Here is a 20170-nt window from a genome sequence, read left to right on the forward strand (position 1 = left end):
ATTAACTCTTATCGAGACCGTAAGCGGAATGCAAAGTGCGAACCGCCAATTCCGCATAGGGACCGTCGATCAGGATCGAAATCTTGATCTCGGAAGTGGTGATCGCCTTGATGTTGATGCCCTTGTCGGCAAGCGCGCGGAATGCGGACGCGGCGACGCCGGCATGGCTGCGCATGCCGATGCCGATGACCGATACCTTGACGAGGCCGGCCTCGGACTGGACGACGTCGTAACCGATCTTTTCCTTGTTGTCGCCGAGCACCTTCAGTGCCTTGTCGACATCGCCCGACGGAACCGTGAAGGTCATGTCGGTCTTCGAACCGTCCTCGGAGATGTTCTGAACGATCATGTCGACGTTGATATGGGCTTCAGCAAGCGGGCCGAAGATCGCGGCGGAGACGCCCGGCCGGTCGGCGAGACGGCGCAGCGAAATCTGGGCTTCATCCTTGGCATAGGCAATGCCGGTTACGACTTCCTGTTCCACGATCTCATCCTCATCACAAATCAGCGTACCGGGCGGATTGAGAAGGTCACCCATGCCCGGCGCATCGGGGTCTTCGAAAGACGAACGCACGAAGGTGCGGACCTTGTGCACCATGGCGAGCTCGACCGAGCGCACCTGCAGCACCTTGGCGCCGAGCGATGCCATTTCCAGCATTTCCTCGAACGCGATTTTCTTCAGCCGCCGCGCCTTCGGCTCGATGCGCGGGTCGGTCGTATAGACGCCATCGACGTCGGTATAGATGTCGCAACGGTCGGCCTTGACGGCAGCGGCAATAGCAACGGCCGAGGTGTCGGAACCGCCGCGGCCGAGCGTGGCGAGGCGATTATCGGGACCGAGACCCTGGAAGCCGGCAACGACAGCTACCTGGCCCTCGCCCATGCGGCGAATGATCTCGGCGCCGTCGATATCGAGGATGCGGGCAGCGCCATGGGCGTTGTCGGTGCGGATCGGGATCTGCCAACCCTGCCAGGAGCGGGCGTTGATGCCCATCGACTGCAGCGCGATCGAAAGCAGACCGGACGTCACCTGCTCGCCGGAAGCAACGATCGCGTCATATTCGCGGGCATCGTAGAAGGGCGAGTTGGCGCCGGTTGCCTTCGGCATGTTCTGCACCCAGCCGACCAGCTCATTGGTCTTGCCGGACATGGCGGAAACGACGACGGCGACTTCGTGGCCGGCATCGACCTCGCGTTTCACATGGCGGGCGACATTGTGGATGCGGTCCAAATCAGCGACGGAGGTTCCGCCGAATTTCATCACGATGCGTGCCATGTGCCTCTACCGGTACCCAATTTAGCGCGCGCAGGCGCGCGTGACAGGAAAGCCCCCGCCGGCGCCCGACGGTCAAAAAGCTTGGGAGACTTCTCGGACATCGGCAGTCACCGCTTCGGGGAGCGGAAAGTCGCGGCGTCTCTTAGCGGATCAGGGGGCGGCACGCAATGGCAAGCGGACACAGATTCGGACCGCGCCGTGCACCACGACCGGTGCATTTCGCAACAATATTGCCCAGGACAGGAATTCACGGAAACATCCGTACCGATAGACCCCGCAATGCCACGTTGAAAATTACCGGCTTCGATGCTAAAGGTGGCTCGCAACTTGAATTCGAGAAAGGGGGCTGCACGTGATGAGATTTTTCCGGCACCACCGCCAGCGTGGCCCCGTCCAAGCCCTGCAGACGCGTTTGCAGGGCTGACCAGACATCCTTTCGCGAAAATCGCGATCCTATCCCTGGTCTGCCCAGAGTGATGCAGTGCGGAACCGTTTCGGTTTAAGCGCCTGCATCGTCTTCCAATACCGAGCCGACGGCCCGTTGACAGCATGCGTGCTGTTCCGGGTCCAATCATCCGGAAACCCGGCCCGAAGTGCCGCCACGGATGTCTCGTCGTCGCTCGCGCAGTCCAGAGAACGACCATGGCCTTGATCAATATCCGCAACCTCGGTGTCAGCCTGAGCGCACCGCTTTTTTCCAACCTCAGCCTCTCCGTCGCCGCCGGTGACCGTATCGGCATCGTCGCCGCGAATGGCCGCGGAAAGACGACCCTGTTGAAATCGATCGCAGGCAGTTTCGATCCGACCGCCGGGGAAATCACGCGCTCACGCGGCCTGACCATCGGCCATGTCGAGCAGAACGTTGCGGCCGCATTGCTGCCCCTCTCCTTCCACGACGCCGTCCTTTCGGCCCTTCCGGCCGACCAGGCGGAAAACGAGAGCTGGCGCGTCGACATCGTGCTCGATTCGCTCGACGTGCCGGAAGTGCTGCGCCAGCGTGCGGTCTCGGAACTGAGCGGCGGCTGGCAGCGGCTCATGCTTCTCGCCCGCGTCTGGGTCAGCGATCCGGACGCCCTGCTCCTGGACGAGCCGACCAACCACCTCGATCTCGCCAAGATCGCCCGGCTCGAAGCCTGGCTGAACGCCCTGCCGCGCGACGTGCCGGTGCTCGTCGCCAGCCACGACCGCGCCTTCCTGGACGCCACCACCAACCGGACGCTGTTCCTCAGACCCGAGCAATCGCCAATCTTCGCGCTCCCCTATTCGCGGGCGCGCGCTACCCTCGATGAAGTGGACGCCTCCGAGGAGCGGCGCTATCAGCGTGACATGAAGGTGGCGCAACAGCTTCGCCGCCAGGCCGCCAAGCTCAACAACATCGGCATCAATTCCGGCAGCGATTTGCTGACCGTGAAGACGAAACAGTTGAAGCAGCGAGCCGAACGGCTGGAGGACGCGGCGAAACCGGCGCATCAGGAGCGCTCCGCCGGCGCGATCCGGCTCGCCAACCGCGGCACCCACGCCAAGATCCTGGTGACACTGGACGACGTCCCGGTCGAAACGCCGGACGGCACGGCGCTCTTCCGCACCGGCAAGCGCTGGATCTGCCAGGGCGATCGCATCGTGCTCTTGGGCGAAAACGGCGCCGGCAAGACGCGGCTCGTCAACCTGATCCGTGCCGCGATCGAGGAGCCCGGCCGCGCGCCAGATACACTGAAGGCGACGCCTTCGCTGGTGCTCGGCTACAGCGACCAGGCGCTTGCCGGGCTTTCGGACGACGAGACGCCGCTTGCCGCCCTCTCCCGCCGCTTTTCGCTCGGCGATCAGCGGGCGCGCACCTTCCTTGTCGGTACCGGTGTCGGCATCGACATGCAGGAGAAGGCAATCGGCCGACTCTCCGGCGGCCAGAAGGCGCGCCTCGCCATGCTGGTATTGCGCCTGAAGGAGCCTAACTTCTACCTGCTCGACGAGCCGACCAACCATCTGGACATCGAGGGCCAGGAGGCACTCGAGGCGGAGTTGCTGAAACACGAGACGAGCTGCCTTCTGGTCTCCCACGACCGCAGCTTCGTGCGCAATGTCGGCAACCGCTTCTGGCTGATCGAAAAGCGCCGGCTCGTCGAAGTCGAGGACCCGGAAGACTTCTTCGCCTCAGCTGCGGCGAGCGAACTCGGCTAGCGATCGCGCAAGCGAACCCGATGGCACCCGTGACGCCCGCGATGAGCGGGCGTCACCTTCTGCATCGTAGCTAGGAAGGCGGCCGGGCGATCACGCAGGCGACCTCGCCGCCGTCGAAGACGTGCGTCGACCGAGCCTCGACGTTCCACCGATGGCGAAGAACTGCCGCTTCGATCCGCGCGCCAACCTCATCCGCACCCGTGGACGGCTCGTCGTGAAAGAGAAAGAGGCGCCCTTCCGGCTTCAACAGCCGTACCAGCGCAGCAAACTCACGCGTGGGATCGCCCCGCGTAAAGACGCCGACGCGGATCGCAAACACCTTGTCGAAGCGGCGATGATCCAGATCGAGTGAGCGAAGGTCCGCGACCTGCACGATGGCCCGCCCGGCAGCAAGGTGTGCAGCATTTCGGCGCATTGCCGCCGCGACCATGGTGGCCGATCGATCGATGGCTACAATCCCCCCGTCGACAAGCCGCTCGCAAACCTTGGTCACTGCAACGCCGTGACCGCAGCCGATTTCGAGCAGCTGATCAGAAGGCTTCGGCGCAACGACAGCGACTGCCCAGTCGATCCTGCCAAGCGCCATGAATTCCCCCATCCGCCGCAGATCCTAAGAATGCTAGCACGGCGAAGAGCCATGCCGCGAATCAATCTGGTTCGAAAGATAAACCACTTGCAAAACTATATCAGTTTTGCCAATCTTCCCCATGCCAGGACATGCAGCAACGGAGAGAGACAATGCGCAGGGTCATCATGTGGGACATGGTCAGCGTCGACGGCTTCTTCGAAGCACCGGGGCATGACATCGGTTGGTTCGTCTTCGAGGACGAACTCGCCGCCTATATCGGCGAAACGCAACTCGAAGCGGACACTTTGCTCTTCGGCCGCGTGACCTATGAAATGATGGCGGCCTATTGGCCGTCCGCCGAAGGTAACATCGCCACCTTCATGAACGGCGTCGAGAAGTTCGTCTTCTCGCGCACGCTGACATCCGCCGATTGGCACAGGACGACACTCTTGACCGGCGACGCCGCCAAGGAAGTCGAACGGCTGAAGCAACGCGATGGCGGCACGATCTTCGTTTTCGGCAGTGCGGACTTCGCTGCAGGGCTGATCGCGAAGGGCCTCGTCGATGAGTATCGTCTCGGCATCAATCCGGTGCTTCTGGGCAACGGCGTGCCCCTGTTCAAGCCGGGGTTGAAGCGAACGGAACTCAAATTGACCCACTCTCGCCCACTGAAATCGGGCGTGGTCATCCTGCACTACCAGCCGCAGGCGGATGCGCAATAGAGCAGGTAGAACAACGCGCCCGCCTGACCTGCGCCCATCTGGCCCAGCGTCGGCTCTTGACTTCCCTGCCCGATCGTCCGACTTCACCAGAGACGATGCAAGGAGACGGCGACATGAGCGAGACCGCACGCACGACGATCGACCAGAGCGAGGTAGACCGGTTCTCCGCCATGGCTGCGGAGTGGTGGGACCCGACCGGCAAGTTCCGGCCGCTGCACAAGTTCAATCCCGTTCGCCTTGCCTACATTCGCGACAAGGTGGCCGAACATTTCGGTCGCGATCCCAAGGGCCCGCAACCGCTGAAAGGTCTGCGGCTGCTCGATATCGGCTGCGGCGGCGGCCTCCTGTCCGAGCCGATGGCGCGCATGGGTGCAGACGTCCTCGGCGCCGACGCCTCAGAGAAAAACATCGGCATCGCCAAGACGCATGCGGCCGGGAGCGGCGTGGCGGTCGACTATCGCGCTGTGACCGCGGAAGCGCTCGCCGAAGCCGGCGAGAGTTTTGACATCGTGCTCAATATGGAAGTGGTCGAGCACGTCGCCGACGTCGATTTCTTCATGACCACCTGTGCCCATATGGTTCGACCTGGCGGTCTGATGTTCGTCGCCACGATCAACCGCACCATGAAGGCAGCAGCCCTTGCCATCTTCGCCGCCGAAAACGTGCTGCGTTGGCTGCCGCGCGGCACCCACCAGTATGAAAAGCTGGTACGCCCGGAAGAACTGGAAAAGCCGCTCTCAGCGAGCGGTCTCGAAGTCACTGAACGCACCGGCGTCTTCTTCAATCCGCTCGCCAATCAGTGGAACCTGTCCAAGGATATGGACGTCAACTACATGCTCGTCGCCAAGCGTCCGCTGTAACGCCGCTGGCCGGCTCGTCTGCGGACTCAGCCGATCTCAGACTTGGCCTGCCATTCTCGTTTCAGCAGCGCATAGACGAGTTCGTCGCCCCAGGTGCCGTTGAACCGGTCATTCTCGATCAGATGCGCTTCGCGGCGCATGCCGAGACGTTCGACGACACCAACCGATCCCTTGTTCAGCGCATCGAGCCGGGCAAAAATCCGGTGGAAGTGCAGCGTCGAAAAGCCGAGATCGAGAATGGCGCGCATCGCCTCGGTGGCATAGCCCTTGCCGGCGAATGCCGGATTGAAGATGTAGCCGGTCTCCGCCTGCTCGGCCGCCCGGCTTGCGAGCTTCAGCAGCACCTCGCCAATCAGAGCGCCATCCTCCTGGCGTTCGACCGCGAACACCGCGACATCCCCGTCGTCAGCAAGTTCCGGCGCTGAAGCCTTGGCGAACTTCGCTCGCGCAGCCGTCTCGTCCAGCGGTTCTTGATAGAGATAGCGATAGACGTCCGGCAGCCGGTGATAGGCGAAGAAGGCTGCAAAATCGTCGGGCACAAATGGCCGGATGACGAGGCGATCGGTGGAAATGCGAAGCTCGGACAAAGTCATTGGCTGAAAAATCTCCCGTTGCGAAGCCGCGAGGTGGGAAGCAAGACGTTGTTTTTAAAGAGCAGGTAGCAAATAACGCGAACCCGAGGCGCCAATAGACCGCGCGTCAGTTGACCTCGTCAGGCAAGATCGGCAGCGGCGCGACCGCAATTCCTTCCTCAAGCAGCGCCACAGCCTCTTTCGCCGTCGCCTTACCAATCAAGCCGCGTTCTTCCGCTTCGCCGTAATGGATCTTGCGCGCTTCCTCGGGAAAGCGCTCGCCAACGTCCTCGGCGTTCTCGCGCACGGTCTTCACCAGTTCGCGGATCTTGGCGATCGTTTCTTTCTGCGCCTGATCCATGATCACCGCCCGCGTCGCTTCCTTCTTGCGCGCGGTCGCGACCGAAGGCGCCATCAGTTGCTTGGCAACGGACGTTGAATTGCAGGTGGGACAGGAAACCAGCTTGCGGTCGACCTGGCGGTCAAAATCGTCACTCGACGAAAACCAGCCTTCGAAGGCGTGGCCGTTGTCGCAGGAAATTGTATAGCGGATCAAGCGGCAACGCCTCCCTTCCCGGTTGGCACCACTTCATCGAGCACGAAACTGCGGGCGTTCTTCAAGTTCGGTATCTTTGCGCGTGCCGCATGCACGGCGGCGACATCAATTTCGGCAAGCACGATCGCCTCGCCGCTCGGTCCGGCCGAAGCAAGCACCCTGCCCCAGGGATCGACGATCATCGAATGGCCGAAGGTCTCGCGCCCGTCCTCATGCGTGCCGCCTTGCGCCGCGGCGATGACGAAGAGACCGTTCTCGATCGCACGGGCGCGAAGGAGGATTTCCCAATGCGCCTCGCCGGTCTGGCGCGTGAAGGCGGCGGGAACCGACATGATCTCGGCGCCGGCGACCGCCTGTTGCCGGAAGAGCTCCGGGAAGCGCACGTCGTAGCAGATGGTGAAACCAAGCTTGCCGACGTCGAGATCGGCAATGCGTGCCGTGCCGCCGGGCTGATAGGCAGCACTTTCCCGCCAGCTTTCGCCGTTGTCGAGGTCAACATCGAACATGTGGATCTTGTCATAGTCGCAGATCTTGTGACCATCTGGTCCGAACAAGAGGCCGCGATTGGCGATCTTGCCGTCGGCAAGCGCGATCGGCGTCGAGCCGACATGGAGGTAGATCCCGAGTTCACCGGCGAGCTTCGCCGCTGCACCGGCAATGATGTCGTTCGCCTCATCTTTCAGGATCGCGCGCAGAGCCGCCCGGTCCCGCTGGAGCGCGCCGGTCATTTCCGGCGTCTGGACATAGATCGCCCCTTGAGCCGCCGCCTCGCGCACCAGCCGGACCATCGTCTCCGCGTTGTCTAGCGGATCGACGCCGGAGCACATCTGAATGGCTGCAGCCTTGAAGGTCATCGTCGTTCTACTCCTGGTGCACGCGGCCAACACAGCCTCGCGTTGGCGATGTGCGAAACGTCAGATCCGCCTCAGGCCGCCAGCAGCGCATCGAGTTTGCCGGCGCGTTCCAGCGCGTGCAGATCGTCACAGCCGCCGACATGAATGTCATTGATGAAGATCTGCGGGAAGGTCGAGCCGCCATGCGCCTTTTCGATCATCACCTGCCGCACCTTCGGATCATAGGTTGCGTCATGTTCGAGAAAGGGCACGCCCTTGGTTTCCAATAGTTTCTTGGCCGCCGAACAATAACCGCAGAACTGACGCGTATAAATGACCACTGAAGCCATGATCCTCAATCGCTCCTTCACCGGCCACCGTGCCGGATAACTGATTGTCATATAAGACCGGATATGGCTCTTGCAAAGGTCAAAACCGTGACCGGCCCGGCTCCCGCCCGCTTCAGCGCACGGGTCGCTGCAGAGACGGTTGCACCGGTCGTATATACATCGTCGACGAGAACCACGCTGTTCCCACGGAGACCCGCCTTGCCGTCTTCCGAGACCGCGAAGGCACCGCGCACATTGTCCTCACGTGCCTGCCGGGCAAGGCCCACCTGCCGGCTTGTGCGTCGGATACGCTTGAGCACATCGGGTTGATAAGGCCTGCCGGAGAGCCGCGCGATGGCCCGTGCCAGTTCCGCCGATTGGTTGAACCGACGCCTCCAGAGCCGAAAGGCGTGCAATGGCACCGGGATGATCGCATCGGCCGAGGCAACCGCACCGTCACTCGCCCGGATCATCCATTCCGCCATCATCGGCGCAAGATCGGTGCGATCGCGATATTTCAGCCCGTGCACCAGATCACGGGCAATGCCCTCATGGATTGCCACCGACCGCAGACGGTCGAAGGCCGGCGGATTGGCAATGGCTTCGGGCGAAACCGAGCCCGGCCCATGGTCGACCGAAAAGGGCGTCCCGAGAATATCGCAAAAAGGGCGCTCGATCAGCGGCAACGTCGACCAGCAAGGAGCGCAAACCGCGCGATGGCTGCCTACCATCCGGCCGCAACCGCAGCAGACCGGCGGATAGACGAGATCGACCGCCCCGGAGACGAGCCCCCGCAGCACCCACCCCCACCCTTCCTCCGGAAACAGCGGTCTCTCCCATGCCATGCTGTTGACTTTGAACCTCCGAAGGTCTTTTTGCTGGCCAGCTTGCGGAGACAGTATCGTGGAAAAAATCTTTGACCAGAGCCTCGTCGAGGCACATCGGGCAAGGGCGCTCAGAAACGCCGATCCGAAGGCCGGTTTCCTTCTCGATATCGTCGCCCAGGAACTCGCCGAACGCGTCAGCGTGGTCGAACGTCACTTCGATCGCGCGCTGGAGTTGCACGGCTACACCGGGCAAACGGCCCACCATCTCATGGCAACGGGCAAGGTCGGTGCCGTCGAGCGCGTGGAAACGGATGCGCGATTTGGTTCTGCGCAAGCACCGGTAACGATCGCCTCGCTTGAAGAGGTTCCGGGCGAACCGGAAAGCTTTAACCTGGTGGTTTCGCCACTCTCCCTACACCTGACCAACGACACGCCGGGCGCCTTCATCCAGGTTCGTCGGGCGCTGAAGCCCGACGGGCTTTTTCTCGCCGCCATCCCGGGCAGCGGTACGCTGCAGGAACTGCGCGAAGCGCTCCTAGCCGCCGAGGCGGAATTGACGGGCGGAGCCAGTCCGCGGGTCATCCCCTTCGCCGATGTCCGCGATGTGGGCGCGCTGCTGCAACGCGCCGGCTTCGCGCTGCCGGTCACGGACACCGAAACCTATACGGTGCGTTACGATTCACTGTTTGCGCTGATGCGCGACTTGCGCGCCATGGGCATGGCCAGCCCGCTCACTGCCCGAAGCCGCCTGCCCGTTTCGCGTCGCTTCTTCCTGCGGGCCGCGGAAATCTATGCCGAACGCTTCTCCGATCCGGACGGCCGCGTCCGCGCGACATTCTCGGTGATCTATCTGTCCGGATGGGCGCCGCATGAAAGCCAGCAGAAGCCGTTGAAACCGGGCTCCGCGAAGCAGCGGCTGTCGACAGCGCTCGGCACCAAGGAACAACCGCTTTAACAAGGGCGGTCGTGTTTGCCCCGAACTCAGGCCCCCTGAAAAGCCGTCGCGACGGAGTTGTAGACGGCTGAGAGGACGTTGCCGATCTGTTCGGCCCCGAGGATCACGCTCAGGGAGACGATGGCGGCGATGAGCGCGTACTCGATTGCGATACCAGCGCTTCTATCGCGAAACAGGCGTTTCAGCTTTTCCATGCTCCCCAGTCCGGTTCGTGTTCAGTCCGAAACGTGCGGCAGCAGCCGAAAACCGGAGGCGTTCGGGTCAGCACCCGCTCTTGCGACCGTCCGCATCGATGATGCAGACCGCACCGGGCATCTCCTGCAGCACGCTACGCCGTACCGTATAGCGCTTGGTGGTCCCGCTCGAGGGGATGGAGCCGGTGGAAATATTGTCGTAGTCGACGGGCGTATTGGCCATGATGCGCCTGTCGTTCTTCGAAGACAGCATCGGCGTCAGGATCAGCGTCAGCGCGATCACTGCCGTTCCAAACAGCAGGGACAGATTGAGCACACCCGTCCGGCGGGACTGATTAGTCACCAGATCCTTTTCCTGAACCGTGCTCCAGAAATCGTCGTCCACCATCCCAGCCTCACAAACGCACAAAGCACGGCGAACGCAAGCGCCCTTCCCAAGCTTGGTTCCACCGCACTGCCTGAAATCAGTACGCCGTTCACCAACAATGCGTACCGAAAATGAATTGAGCTATCTTTGCGCGAGGGAGATAAACGATCGATTAATAATCAATCAGATTTCGGGTAGGTTCAGAGCAAATCCATAAGAAATGGTATCAACGGCTCGTCAGCCGGCGGCATCGGGTAGTCGCGCAGGGCCTTTGGCCTGACCCATTTGATCGCTTGGCCCTCGCGTCCGGTCGCCACCCCTTCGTAGCGCCGGCAGACATAGAGCGGCATCAGCAGATGGAAGTCCTCATAGGTGTGGCTGGCGAAGGTCAGTGGCGCGAGGCACGCGACCTTGGTGCGGATGCCGAGTTCCTCGTCCAACTCACGGATCAGGGTTTCCTCGGGCGTCTCGCCGGCTTCGACCTTGCCGCCCGGAAACTCCCAAAGACCCGCAAGCGACTTTCCTTCCGGCCGTTGCGCCAGCAGAATGCGGCCGTCGCTGTCGACCAGGGCGCAGGCGGCGACGAGGACGATCTTCTTTCCGCTGACGTTCATGGCCTCAAGCCCCCGGCGTTCTGTAGATGTAGCTGTAGACCTCGGAGAAACCGGCACCGCGATAAAGCGCCAGCGCCGCGCTGTTTTCCGCCTCGACCTGCAGCCAGGCCTTTTTTGCTCCCCGCAGCCGCGCCCAGCGCAGGCAGACATCGAGCATCGCCTTGCCGACACCCTTCCCGCGAACCCGCTCGTCCACGGCAAACTGCATGATGCCGGCGAGGTCGTTGTCCTGCACGACGAGTGCCACGGCGGTCGGCCCGGTCTCGGCATCTTCAAACAGGAAGAGGCCGCTTTCCGGCTTGATCGCATTGATGATCTCGGTAAGCGCCGCCTTCCTCTTCGGATCGCCCTTGGCGATGCCGATACAGGCATCGACGAAGCGACCGACGTCCTTGATCGGCAGGTGATCGATGCCGTCGCCGAATTCACGCTCGGCAAGATCGGCCGTCATCACCAGGCTGCGGCTGAATGCCGTCCAGCCTTCGGCATCCATATGGGCAACGAGTTGCGGCGGCGTCAGCGGCGTCTGGCGCACGGTCAGGGGCCGGCCATAGTCCGCAAAGCGCCTGGCCGCCTTTTCAAGGCGCACTGGAATATCGCGATAGTCGGATGGATCGAGCGGGTTGACGGAGTTGAGACGCTTGGAATCATGGCCCGCGTTGAGCCGGATCAGCCAGCTGCCGTCATAGTGCACCGATGCTGCCGGCCAGGCCCGGAAGCCCACGGCCTCGAGACGGCGCACGCTCGGAAGATCCACCATTACCACTTCCCCACCTTCGGCCGCGACGTTGCCCGCCGGCCGAGCATCACTCGATGTCATTTTGCTACCTCTCGCCAGTCCGGGATACCAGACTGCTTACGATCGCTCGACCGGAGCCTCAGCTGCGGTAATCGCCGTTGATCTCGACATATTCCTTCGTAAGGTCGCAGGTATAGACCGTGGCGCGACCGGAGCCGAGGCCGATATCGACGCGGATGGTGATGTCCTCGGCCTTCATGACGGCAGTGGCAGCCGCTTCCGAATAGGTCGGATCGCGCTCGCCTTCGACGGCCACCCGCACATCGCCGAACCAGATCGCCAACCGATCGCGTTCCGCCATCTCGCCTGATTTGCCGACGGCCATGACCACGCGGCCCCAATTGGCGTCTTCGCCAGCAACCGCCGTCTTCACCAGCGGCGAATTGGCGATCGAGAGCGCGATGCGCTTGGCGGCTGCGTCGTTTTCAGCACCTTCGACGGTGACTTCGACCATCTTGCGCGCGCCTTCACCATCGCGCACCACCTGGAGCGCCAGATCGCGCAGCAGGTCGTTGAGCGCGACGCGGAAGGCGTCGAGGCGCGCATCGGCCGCGTCGGAGATTGCCGGCTGCCCGTCGGCTGCCGCCGCACCCGTTGCAAAAAGCATCAGCGTGTCGGAGGTCGACGTGTCGCTGTCGACCGTGACCGAATTGAAGGTCGGGCCGACGCCCGCGGAAAGCAGAGCCTGCAGTGCGGCCGGCGCGATGTCTGCATCGGTGACCACGAAGGAGAGCATCGTTGCCATGTCGGGCGCGATCATGCCGGCGCCCTTGGCAATACCGTTGATCGTGACCTTGACGCCACCGATTTCGGCCATGCGGGTCGCAACCTTCGGATAGGTATCCGTCGTCATGATCGCCTTGGCGGCTTCGAACCAGAAATCTTCCTTGCCGGCAACGGCCAGATCGTCGAGCACGCCCGCAAACTTGGTCGCATCCAGCGGTTCGCCGATGACGCCGGTCGAAGCGAGGAACACTTCGCTCTCCGCACAGCCGACTGCCTTCGCCGCAGACTTTGCAGTCAATTCCGTGGCTTCGCGTCCCTTCTTGCCGGTGAAGGCATTGGCGTTGCCGGAGTTGACGACGACAGCGCGCGCGATGCCGCCGGCAAGGTTCTGGCGGCAGAAATCAACAGGAGCAGACGGGCACTTGGAGCGGGTGAAAACACCGGCTGCAGCGGCCGGCTTGTCGAACACCATCATCAGCACGTCGGTACGGTTCTTGTACTTGATGCCGGCGGCAGCGGTCGCCATGCGGACACCGCGGACGGAAGGCATTTCGGCGAAGGTTTTCGGAGCAAGCGGAGAAACGGAGCCGGACATGGGAAACCTGCTGTGACGTGTTGGGGCCAAAGCATTTCCAGGAAAAGTGCGTAGCGGTTTTCCGTCAGGAAATGCGTAAGAACAAAGACCTGGAGCGGTTTACAACCGAAGCTGCTCCAGATCTATCTTGCGACAAATGCCCGAACGGTTTTCACCGCCGGGCATCGACAAAAAGCGGTGATGGCAGGTCCCGCGAGCGGCAGGGCCTGCCAATCGAAATTACTTGGCTTCCTGCGCCTTGTTGGCCTCGTCATAGGCCTTCTTCAAAGCGGGATCGGAAATCTCGACGCCTGCGTCCTTTTTGGCGGCAGCAAGCAGCTCAACGTATTTGTCACGCATGACAAGCTGACGAACCTGCGGCTCGACCTGCTCCAGCGGCGGCGGGGCCTGCGGGCGCTTGTCTTCGACCAGGATCACGTGGAAGCCGAACTGGGTCTTGACCGGAGTCTTGGTGTAGGCACCCTTGTCGAGTGCGAAGACAGCTGTATCGAATTCCGGCACCATGCGGCCCTTGGTGAAGTAGCCGAGGTCGCCGCCGTCGTCCTTGTTCGGATCGGTCGACTTCGCCTTGGCGAGATCGACGAAGCTCTTGCCGGCGTCGAGTTCCTTGATGATTTCCTTGGCCTCATCCTCGGTCTTGACCAGGATGTGGCGTGCCTTCACCTCTTCCTGCACCGGGATCGCGGCGATCTCCTTGTCGTAGCGCGCCTTCACCTCTTCCTTGGTGATGGCGTCGACGACATGCTTCTTGAAGTAGGCATTGTGCAGTTCGCGCTCGGTCAGGTAGGCGACGCGCTGCTTGAAGGCCGCATCATCCTGCAGGCCTTCCTTTTCGGCAGTGTTCGAAAGGAGCTTGACGTCGATGATCGCCGAGAGGGCGGCGGCGCGCTTCTGCTCCTCCGGCATCTGCTGCAGCTGCGGGTCGAGACCGCCCAGCGCCAGCGTGAGCTCGGACTGGCGCACTTCCTCGCCGCCAACCTTGGCGATCACCGGATCGGCGTCTTCCGCGCGCGCGCCACCATGAACGGCCATCGCCGCAACCAGTGCCGCGGCGGCCAGGGTTTTCAACTTGGACATGCTCACTAACCTTTCACATTAGCCTTCGGCGCAATTACCTGCGACTTGTAGCGGCTGCACACCACCAGAATGTGGCGGTTCTGTAGCCGTCCGGCAGTGCAAGTGCGTTGACATAATTCGACCCCCCTCTTATCTGTCACGCAACCTCGCGTCCAGAACAGTTTCCGGGCGTTTCACGGCATTGCGCGGTTTTCGCGGCGCGGCCATGAGACCTAAGGCAACAAAAAAGAAAGGACCATTCGTATGGTCAGTCTCGGCGGCCTAGCCCGCAAGTTGTTTGGTTCCGCCAATGAACGTCGCGTGCGCGGCTACAAGGCTCGGGTGGACGCCATCAACGCACTTGAAGCCGAAACGAAGGCTTTGTCGGATGAGGCACTCGCCGCCAAGACCGTGGAATTCCGCCAGCAATTCGCCGACGGCAAGACGCTCGATGACCTGCTGGTACCGGCTTTTGCTGTTGCTCGCGAAGCCGCCCGCCGCGTGCTCGGCCTGCGTCCCTTCGACGTTCAGCTCATCGGCGGCATGATCCTGCACGAGCGCGCGATCGCCGAAATGAAAACCGGTGAAGGCAAAACCCTCGTCGCGACGCTTCCGGTCTATCTGAATGCACTCGCCAGCAAAGGCGTACATGTCGTTACCGTCAACGACTACCTCGCCCAGCGCGACGCCGGCACCATGGGCCGCGTCTACAGCTTCCTCGGCATGACGACGGGCGTCATCGTCCACGGTCTCACCGACGAGCAGCGCCGCGACGCCTACGCCTGCGACATCACCTACGCGACCAACAACGAACTCGGCTTCGACTACCTGCGCGACAACATGAAGTACGAGCGCGGCCAGATGGTCCAGCGCGGCCACTTCTTCGCGATCGTCGACGAAGTGGACTCGATCCTCGTCGACGAAGCGCGCACGCCGCTGATCATCTCCGGCCCGCTCGACGACCGCTCGGATCTCTACAACACGATCAACGAGTTCATTCCGCTGCTTTCGGCCGAGGATTACGAAATCGACGAGAAGCAGCGCTCGGCCAACTTTTCGGAAGACGGCACGGAGAAGCTCGAAAACCTTCTGCGCGAGGCGGGTCTTCTCAAGGGTGAATCGCTCTACGACATCGAAAACGTCGCGATCGTCCACCACGTCAACAACGCGCTCAAGGCCCACAAGCTGTTCCAGCGCGACAAGGACTATATCGTTCGCAACGGCGAGATCGTCATCATCGACGAGTTCACCGGCCGCATGATGCCGGGACGGCGCTATTCCGAAGGCCAGCACCAGGCGCTCGAAGCCAAGGAAAAGGTGCAGATCCAGCCTGAGAACCAGACGCTCGCCTCGATCACCTTCCAGAACTACTTCCGCATGTATTCCAAGCTTGGCGGCATGACCGGTACGGCCTCCACCGAAGCGGAAGAGTTCGGCAACATCTACGGCCTCGAAGTGATCGAAGTGCCGACCAACCTGCCGATCAAGCGTATCGACGAGGACGACGAGGTCTATCGTACGCAAGGCGAAAAGCTGAAGGCGATCATCGACGAGATCAAGTCGGCGCACGAGCGTGGCCAGCCGATGCTGGTCGGAACGACCTCGATCGAAAAGTCCGAACAGCTTGCCGACCTCCTGAAGAAGTCCGGCTTTGCGAACTTCCAGGTGCTGAACGCGCGCTACCACGAGCAGGAAGCCTTCATCGTCGCCCAGGCCGGCGTGCCGGGCGCGGTCACGATCGCCACCAACATGGCCGGCCGCGGTACCGACATCCAGCTCGGCGGCAACATCGACATGCGCATCCAGCAGGAACTCTCGGAAATCGAGCCCGGCCCGGAGCGCGACCAGCGCATCGAGGCGATCCGCGCCGAAGTGCAGAAGCTGAAAGAGCAGGCGCTCGCTGCCGGAGGCCTCTACGTTCTCGCGACCGAACGTCACGAAAGCCGCCGCATCGACAACCAGCTTCGCGGCCGTTCCGGCCGTCAGGGCGACCCGGGCCGCTCCAAGTTCTACCTGTCGCTTCAGGACGACCTGATGCGCATCTTCGGCTCTGACCGCATGGACAGCATGCTGCAGAAGCTGGGTCTCAAGGAAGGCGAAGCGATCGTCCATCCCTGGATCAACAAGGCGCTCGAGCGCGCACAGAAGAAGGTCGAAGCGCGCAACTTTGACATCCGTAAGAACCTCCTGAAATACGACGACGTGCTCAACGACCAGCGCAAGGTGATCTTCGAGCAGCGTATCGAGCTGATGGATGCCGAAAGCGTCACCGAAACCGTGACCGACATGCGCACCGAGGTCATCGAGGACATGGTCGGCAAGCGCATTCCAGCGAAGGCCTATGCCGAGCAGTGGGACGTCGAGGGCCTCAGGGCCGACGTGCAGCAATACCTCAATCTCGATCTGCCGGTCGTCGAATGGGCGGCCGAAGAAGGCATCGACGAGGCCGATATCCTCGAACGCGTCACCACCGCCGCCGAGAAGGAAGCCGCAGATCGCGCGGAACGTTTCGGTCCGGAGATCATGCAGTATGTCGAGCGCTCCGTCGTGCTGCAGACGCTCGACCATCTCTGGCGCGAGCATATCGTCAACCTCGATCACCTGCGCTCGGTCATCGGCTTCCGCGGCTACGCACAGCGTGACCCGCTGCAGGAATACAAGTCCGAGGCTTTCGAACTGTTCCAGGCCCTGCTCGGCAACCTGCGCCAGGCGGTAACCGCACAACTCATGCGCGTCGAACTGGTGCGCGAAGCAGCCGAAGCGCCGCAGCCGGCACCGCCGGTCATGCACGGCCACCATATCGACCCGTTGACGGGCGAAGACGACTTTGGTGGCGACGGTGGAACGCTTCTGGCCACGGCCCCCGTGCAGCGCGATGCGAGCGATCCGTCGAGCTGGGGCAAGGTCTCGCGCAACGAACTCTGCCCCTGCGGCTCCGGCAAGAAGTACAAGCACTGCCACGGCATCTACGAGGCATAAGAGACGCAGGATAAAAGTGCGGGTTTCTCCGCTCCCGGGTTCCTTACAGGAAATGCCGCCTTCGGGCGGCATTTTCGTTTCCGGTAGCGCGCTTCCTGGAGCGCGCGGGATGCTCTAGCGATCGAACGACTTGGCGTAGGTGATCAGGTTTTCGAGCGCGCGAATGCCCGTGTTGTTGATGTGGCGGCGGCCGAGCGTGGTGTCGATGCGGAAGGCGATGTCTTCCGCATTCGCCGCCTTCAGATCAGCGAGCCGTTCAATGCCGGTCTCCTCGAGACAGCCGACCATGCGCCAGCCGATGGATTTCGCCCGCATCATCCGTTCTCGCTCACTGTCGCTTTTCGGCATTGCCTCGTCCCGCCAATACAACCGCGCTGAACCGTTTGTTAACGCTGTTCTGGCAGTACTGAAGCCCTGTATTGCGTAATCTCAGGGTGTTCTCGTGTTCATGGCGGTATGTCAAACGGCCGGACGAATGCTGCCGTCGGCGCTGAGACACCGCCTGTCCGCGCTGATCGGCGCAGTTGCCGCTATTCTGACCGGCACCGACATGAAGAACACGGCCCGCCGGATGGCGCTCGTCGCCTTCGCGGTTCGCATTTTCAGCGCCGCCATCGCCTTTCTGTCGCAGATCATCCTCGCCCGGATGATGGGCGAGTTCGAATACGGCATCTTCGTCTTCGTCTGGGTGCTGGTGATCCTCTTCGGCAGCCTCTCCTGCGTCGGTTTCCATTCCGTCGTGATCCGTTTCCTGCCGGAGTATCAGGCGACTGCGGCGCTCGACGAGATTCGTGGCGTAACGACGACAGTGCGCGTTTTCGCCCTCACCTCCGCCACCACGGTCGCCGTCGTCGGTCTGCTCGGCCTCTGGCTCTTTTCGGCGCACATCGACGCCTATTACCTCGTGCCGCTCTATCTCGGCCTCTTCACCCTGCCGATGATCGCCCTTGGCGACGTGATGGACGGAACCTCGCGGGCCCATGGCTGGGCGCTCTCCGCCCTGAGCCCCACTTTCATCATCCGCCCCCTGCTGGTGCTGGCATTCATGGTGCTGGCAGTCACGGCAGGCGCGCCCCACACGGCGCAAACGGCCATGGTCGCGGCCATGGCGGCCGCCTATGTCACAACCGTCTCGCAGTTCCTCGTGCTGACCTATCGTCTCCGCTCGCGCTATGTGGAAGGGCCGCGGCGGATCGAGCTTGGCCGCTGGCTCCGGGTTTCGATCCCCATCTTCCTGGTCGATGGCTTCGGCTTCCTGCTGACCAATTCCGACGTCGTGATCGTCGGCCTCTATCTCGATCCCGAGGACGTCGCGATCTACTTCGCAGCCGCCAAGACCATGGCGCTGGTGCACTTCGTCATGTTCGCCGTCAAGGCGGCAACGGGCCCACGCGTTTCGAACGCCATGGCCCGTGACCGCAGGCAGCTCGCGGGCATCGCGATCGAAAGCGCGCGTTGGGCCTTCTGGCCGTCGCTCCTGGTTGGCGCGCTGGTGCTGCTGGCGGGCCCCTTCCTGCTTTCGCTCTTCGGGCCGGCCTTCGTCACCGGCATGCCCTTGATGATGATCCTCTTTGGCGGCATTCTCGCCAAGGCCTTCGTCGGCCCGGCGGAAACGCTTCTGACGATGGCGGGCCAGCAGACGCTCTGCGTGATCCTCTACGCCGGCGCGCTGGTGGCCAACATCGCACTCAACCTGAGCCTCATCCCTCTCCTCGGACTGACCGGCGCTGCTCTTGCAACCGCAGGTGCAATGTTCTTCGAGGCGATGTTGCTGCATATCGCCGTCCGGCGTACCTTCGGCTTCGCGCTCTTCGCCTTCGCGAGCGTGCGGGCCGGCAATGATAACAACGGGGCTGTCCATCCATGATCGGCAATACCAATCTTCCGAGCGATGCAAACAGTCGGGCCGCCCGGGTCCTTGGCGGGCTGGCACAGCCTGGCGATGCGGGCCCGACCGCGGAGCATTTGATCGAGGTCGGCCGCCCTGGACGCCATCTCGCCATCTACCCGGCCAAGGCCGGCTACGAGTTGCAGCGCGAGCTCGACTTCCTGTCGAACCGGGCACTGGAGCCGAACGTCTTCTTCACCGGCCGCTTCCTTGCACCGGCGATGCCCCGCCTCGAAGAACGGGTGATCCGGCTCGCCATCATGCGCGACAACGACGAGCGTCGCAGCCGCTTGCGGTTCCTGATGCCGTTCTCGATCGAAAAGCCCGGCTTCTCAATCGGTGCGCCGATCATCCGCGCCTGGTCGAACCCCTTCGGTCCGCTCGGCGTCCCGCTTCTTGACGCTGAAGACGCGGCAGAAACCATCGACAACCTGTTCGAAGCCTTTACCGCGCCCTCGACCGGCCTGCCCTCAGTGCTCGTCCTTCCCGACATGCGCCTCAACGGCAAGGTGGCCCGCCTCACCCGCGCCGTCGCCATCGGCCGCAACCTGCCACTGACGGTGACCGACACCTTCAGCCGCCCCATGCTCGAAAGCCTGCTCGACGGTCCGACCTATCTGCGCAACGCCATCAGCCCAGCGCATTTCCGCGAGCTGCGGCGGCAGTGGAACAACCTCGCAAAAGAAGGCGCGCTCACCTATTCGGTCGCCCGCCAACCCGCCGAAGTCCGCTTGCGCATGGAGGAATTCCTGGCGCTCGAAGCATCGGGATGGAAGGGAAAGGGCCGCAGCGCCATGGTGCTCGATCGCTTCCGTGCGGCCTTTGCCCGCGAGGCGATCACCAATCTTGCCGACGGCGACAGTGTGCGCATCCACACGCTCGACCTCGACGGAAGGGCGATCGCATCCATGGTGGTGTTCCTGATGTCGGGCGAGGCCTACACCTGGAAGACCGCGTACGACGAGCGCTATGCCAAGTTCTCCCCGGGCAAGCTGCTGCTGGCGGAACTGACGGAATGGCACCTCGACGATGCCAACATCGCCCGCTCCGATTCCTGCGCCGTGCCGGATCACCCGGTCATGAGCCGGTTCTGGCAGGAGCGCGAGGAAATGGGCACGCTGGTGATCGGCCTGCAGCAAACCCGCGACCGCGAAGTGCGCCAGGTCGCAGCCCAGCTCCACCTCTACCGCAACACCCGCAACATGGCGCGGATCCTGCGTGACAAGATCAAGGCGCTGGCCGGGCGCTAGAGAGGTCCGCTTGGGCACCGCGGGACGTT

General features: G+C 62.6%; 21 protein-coding genes. 7 read left to right on the forward strand and 14 right to left on the reverse strand.

Annotated elements, in window-relative coordinates; genetic code table 11:
* Window position 1: 1 nt before the first annotated feature.
* Window positions 2–1276 carry an aspartate kinase gene (locus ACTJKE_RS33985; RefSeq protein ID WP_057254802.1) on the reverse strand — a complete coding sequence of 425 codons (1275 nt, stop codon included), beginning with the start codon at window positions 1274–1276 and terminating at the stop codon, window positions 2–4.
* A 642-nt stretch (window positions 1277–1918) separates the two neighbouring features.
* On the opposite strand from ACTJKE_RS33985, the gene ACTJKE_RS33990 reads away from it, so the two are divergent.
* Window positions 1919–3451 carry an ABC-F family ATP-binding cassette domain-containing protein gene (locus tag ACTJKE_RS33990; protein WP_058325815.1) on the forward strand — a complete coding sequence of 511 codons (1533 nt, stop codon included), beginning with the start codon at window positions 1919–1921 and terminating at the stop codon, window positions 3449–3451.
* A 70-nt stretch (window positions 3452–3521) separates the two neighbouring features.
* Here ACTJKE_RS33990 and ACTJKE_RS33995 read toward each other — a convergent pair whose 3' ends face one another.
* The gene (locus ACTJKE_RS33995) at window positions 3522–4049 is read right to left on the reverse strand and encodes an SAM-dependent methyltransferase (RefSeq protein ID WP_093236125.1); all 528 of its coding nucleotides are present in this window, start codon (window positions 4047–4049) and stop codon (window positions 3522–3524) included.
* A gap of 140 nt (window positions 4050–4189) precedes the next feature.
* On the opposite strand from ACTJKE_RS33995, the gene ACTJKE_RS34000 reads away from it, so the two are divergent.
* On the forward strand, window positions 4190–4741 hold the full coding sequence (locus ACTJKE_RS34000) for a dihydrofolate reductase family protein (protein WP_058325817.1): 552 nt from the start codon (window positions 4190–4192) through the stop codon (window positions 4739–4741).
* Between the two features lie 113 nt (window positions 4742–4854).
* On the forward strand, window positions 4855–5601 hold the full coding sequence (gene ubiG, locus ACTJKE_RS34005) for a bifunctional 2-polyprenyl-6-hydroxyphenol methylase/3-demethylubiquinol 3-O-methyltransferase UbiG (protein WP_093236124.1): 747 nt from the start codon (window positions 4855–4857) through the stop codon (window positions 5599–5601).
* A 26-nt stretch (window positions 5602–5627) separates the two neighbouring features.
* On the opposite strand, the gene ACTJKE_RS34010 is transcribed toward ubiG, so the two are convergent.
* From ACTJKE_RS34010 to ACTJKE_RS34030, 5 genes are all read right to left on the reverse strand, one after another.
* Entirely contained in the window at window positions 5628–6194 is a 567-nt protein-coding gene (locus ACTJKE_RS34010) for a GNAT family N-acetyltransferase (RefSeq protein ID WP_058325819.1), read from the reverse strand.
* A gap of 106 nt (window positions 6195–6300) precedes the next feature.
* Window positions 6301–6729: a DUF1178 family protein gene (locus ACTJKE_RS34015; protein ID WP_058325820.1), complete on the reverse strand. Its 429-nt coding sequence runs from the start codon at window positions 6727–6729 to the stop codon at window positions 6301–6303.
* Window positions 6726–7583 carry a carbon-nitrogen hydrolase family protein gene (locus ACTJKE_RS34020; protein WP_058325821.1) on the reverse strand — a complete coding sequence of 286 codons (858 nt, stop codon included), beginning with the start codon at window positions 7581–7583 and terminating at the stop codon, window positions 6726–6728. The genes ACTJKE_RS34015 and ACTJKE_RS34020 overlap by 4 nt, the downstream gene beginning before the upstream one ends.
* 71 nt (window positions 7584–7654) lie before the next feature.
* The gene (grxC, locus tag ACTJKE_RS34025) at window positions 7655–7912 is read right to left on the reverse strand and encodes a glutaredoxin 3 (protein ID WP_057254794.1); all 258 of its coding nucleotides are present in this window, start codon (window positions 7910–7912) and stop codon (window positions 7655–7657) included.
* Window positions 7913–7959: 47 nt separating this feature from the next.
* On the reverse strand, window positions 7960–8736 hold the full coding sequence (locus ACTJKE_RS34030) for a ComF family protein (RefSeq protein WP_058325822.1): 777 nt from the start codon (window positions 8734–8736) through the stop codon (window positions 7960–7962).
* 58 nt (window positions 8737–8794) lie between these two features.
* On the opposite strand from ACTJKE_RS34030, the gene ACTJKE_RS34035 reads away from it, so the two are divergent.
* Window positions 8795–9673: a methyltransferase domain-containing protein gene (locus tag ACTJKE_RS34035; protein WP_057254792.1), complete on the forward strand. Its 879-nt coding sequence runs from the start codon at window positions 8795–8797 to the stop codon at window positions 9671–9673.
* 26 nt (window positions 9674–9699) lie between these two features.
* Here the strand turns inward: ACTJKE_RS34035 and ACTJKE_RS34040 are convergent, their stop codons facing one another.
* The 6 genes from ACTJKE_RS34040 to ACTJKE_RS34065 all read right to left on the reverse strand — a co-directional run bounded on the left by ACTJKE_RS34040 (window position 9700) and on the right by ACTJKE_RS34065 (window position 14045).
* Entirely contained in the window at window positions 9700–9867 is a 168-nt protein-coding gene (locus ACTJKE_RS34040) for a Flp family type IVb pilin (RefSeq protein WP_082616149.1), read from the reverse strand.
* 67 nt (window positions 9868–9934) lie between these two features.
* Window positions 9935–10255 (reverse strand): hypothetical protein, encoded by a 321-nt coding sequence (locus tag ACTJKE_RS34045; RefSeq protein ID WP_057254791.1) that lies wholly within the window; start codon window positions 10253–10255, stop codon window positions 9935–9937.
* Window positions 10256–10434: 179 nt separating this feature from the next.
* Window positions 10435–10848 (reverse strand): 8-oxo-dGTP diphosphatase MutT, encoded by a 414-nt coding sequence (gene mutT, locus ACTJKE_RS34050; RefSeq protein WP_057254790.1) that lies wholly within the window; start codon window positions 10846–10848, stop codon window positions 10435–10437.
* A gap of 4 nt (window positions 10849–10852) precedes the next feature.
* Window positions 10853–11668: a GNAT family N-acetyltransferase gene (locus ACTJKE_RS34055; protein ID WP_057254789.1), complete on the reverse strand. Its 816-nt coding sequence runs from the start codon at window positions 11666–11668 to the stop codon at window positions 10853–10855.
* Window positions 11669–11726: 58 nt separating this feature from the next.
* Complete coding sequence (gene argJ, locus ACTJKE_RS34060; protein WP_058323919.1) at window positions 11727–12968, reverse strand: bifunctional glutamate N-acetyltransferase/amino-acid acetyltransferase ArgJ; 1242 nt, start codon at window positions 12966–12968, stop codon at window positions 11727–11729.
* 219 nt (window positions 12969–13187) lie between these two features.
* Window positions 13188–14045: a peptidylprolyl isomerase gene (locus ACTJKE_RS34065; protein ID WP_058325823.1), complete on the reverse strand. Its 858-nt coding sequence runs from the start codon at window positions 14043–14045 to the stop codon at window positions 13188–13190.
* A gap of 243 nt (window positions 14046–14288) precedes the next feature.
* On the opposite strand from ACTJKE_RS34065, the gene secA reads away from it, so the two are divergent.
* Window positions 14289–17003, forward strand: a complete 2715-nt coding sequence (gene secA, locus ACTJKE_RS34070) for a preprotein translocase subunit SecA (protein ID WP_058323917.1) — start codon at window positions 14289–14291, stop codon at window positions 17001–17003.
* 114 nt (window positions 17004–17117) lie between these two features.
* Here the strand turns inward: secA and ACTJKE_RS34075 are convergent, their stop codons facing one another.
* A complete protein-coding gene (locus ACTJKE_RS34075; protein ID WP_057254785.1) occupies window positions 17118–17351 on the reverse strand; it encodes a hypothetical protein in 234 nt (77 codons plus the stop codon).
* Between the two features lie 127 nt (window positions 17352–17478).
* Between ACTJKE_RS34075 and ACTJKE_RS34080 the strand changes: the two genes are divergently transcribed.
* Together ACTJKE_RS34080 and ACTJKE_RS34085 are read left to right on the forward strand one after the other, a co-directional pair.
* The gene (locus tag ACTJKE_RS34080; RefSeq protein WP_058323916.1) at window positions 17479–18870 is read left to right on the forward strand and encodes an oligosaccharide flippase family protein; all 1392 of its coding nucleotides are present in this window, start codon (window positions 17479–17481) and stop codon (window positions 18868–18870) included.
* Window positions 18867–20141 (forward strand): GNAT family N-acetyltransferase, encoded by a 1275-nt coding sequence (locus tag ACTJKE_RS34085; RefSeq protein WP_057254783.1) that lies wholly within the window; start codon window positions 18867–18869, stop codon window positions 20139–20141. Before ACTJKE_RS34080 ends, ACTJKE_RS34085 begins: the two co-directional genes overlap by 4 nt.
* Window positions 20142–20170 lie beyond the last annotated feature (29 nt).

This window comes from Ensifer sp. 22521 (assembly GCF_052044795.1).
Lineage (GTDB): Bacteria > Pseudomonadota > Alphaproteobacteria > Rhizobiales > Rhizobiaceae > Ensifer.

Excerpts from the sequence above, each read along its gene's own strand:
- ACTJKE_RS33985 (WP_057254802.1), bottom strand. The coding sequence starts at position 1,276 with ATGGCACGCATCGTGATGAAATTCGGCGGAACCTCCGTCGCTGATTTG.
- ACTJKE_RS34075 (WP_057254785.1), bottom strand. The coding sequence starts at position 17,351 with ATGCCGAAAAGCGACAGTGAGCGAGAACGGATGATGCGGGCGAAATCC.
- ACTJKE_RS34010 (WP_058325819.1), bottom strand. The coding sequence starts at position 6,194 with ATGACTTTGTCCGAGCTTCGCATTTCCACCGATCGCCTCGTCATCCGG.
- ACTJKE_RS33990 (WP_058325815.1), top strand. The coding sequence starts at position 1,919 with ATGGCCTTGATCAATATCCGCAACCTCGGTGTCAGCCTGAGCGCACCG.
- ACTJKE_RS34085 (WP_057254783.1), top strand. The coding sequence starts at position 18,867 with ATGATCGGCAATACCAATCTTCCGAGCGATGCAAACAGTCGGGCCGCC.
- ACTJKE_RS33995 (WP_093236125.1), bottom strand. The coding sequence starts at position 4,049 with ATGGGGGAATTCATGGCGCTTGGCAGGATCGACTGGGCAGTCGCTGTC.
- ACTJKE_RS34030 (WP_058325822.1), bottom strand. The coding sequence starts at position 8,736 with ATGGCATGGGAGAGACCGCTGTTTCCGGAGGAAGGGTGGGGGTGGGTG.
- ACTJKE_RS34080 (WP_058323916.1), top strand. The coding sequence starts at position 17,479 with ATGCTGCCGTCGGCGCTGAGACACCGCCTGTCCGCGCTGATCGGCGCA.
- ACTJKE_RS34045 (WP_057254791.1), bottom strand. The coding sequence starts at position 10,255 with ATGGTGGACGACGATTTCTGGAGCACGGTTCAGGAAAAGGATCTGGTG.
- ACTJKE_RS34055 (WP_057254789.1), bottom strand. The coding sequence starts at position 11,668 with ATGACATCGAGTGATGCTCGGCCGGCGGGCAACGTCGCGGCCGAAGGT.
- secA (WP_058323917.1), top strand. The coding sequence starts at position 14,289 with ATGGTCAGTCTCGGCGGCCTAGCCCGCAAGTTGTTTGGTTCCGCCAAT.
- ACTJKE_RS34000 (WP_058325817.1), top strand. The coding sequence starts at position 4,190 with ATGCGCAGGGTCATCATGTGGGACATGGTCAGCGTCGACGGCTTCTTC.
- ubiG (WP_093236124.1), top strand. The coding sequence starts at position 4,855 with ATGAGCGAGACCGCACGCACGACGATCGACCAGAGCGAGGTAGACCGG.
- ACTJKE_RS34040 (WP_082616149.1), bottom strand. The coding sequence starts at position 9,867 with ATGGAAAAGCTGAAACGCCTGTTTCGCGATAGAAGCGCTGGTATCGCA.
- argJ (WP_058323919.1), bottom strand. The coding sequence starts at position 12,968 with ATGTCCGGCTCCGTTTCTCCGCTTGCTCCGAAAACCTTCGCCGAAATG.
- grxC (WP_057254794.1), bottom strand. The coding sequence starts at position 7,912 with ATGGCTTCAGTGGTCATTTATACGCGTCAGTTCTGCGGTTATTGTTCG.
- ACTJKE_RS34020 (WP_058325821.1), bottom strand. The coding sequence starts at position 7,583 with ATGACCTTCAAGGCTGCAGCCATTCAGATGTGCTCCGGCGTCGATCCG.
- mutT (WP_057254790.1), bottom strand. The coding sequence starts at position 10,848 with ATGAACGTCAGCGGAAAGAAGATCGTCCTCGTCGCCGCCTGCGCCCTG.
- ACTJKE_RS34065 (WP_058325823.1), bottom strand. The coding sequence starts at position 14,045 with ATGTCCAAGTTGAAAACCCTGGCCGCCGCGGCACTGGTTGCGGCGATG.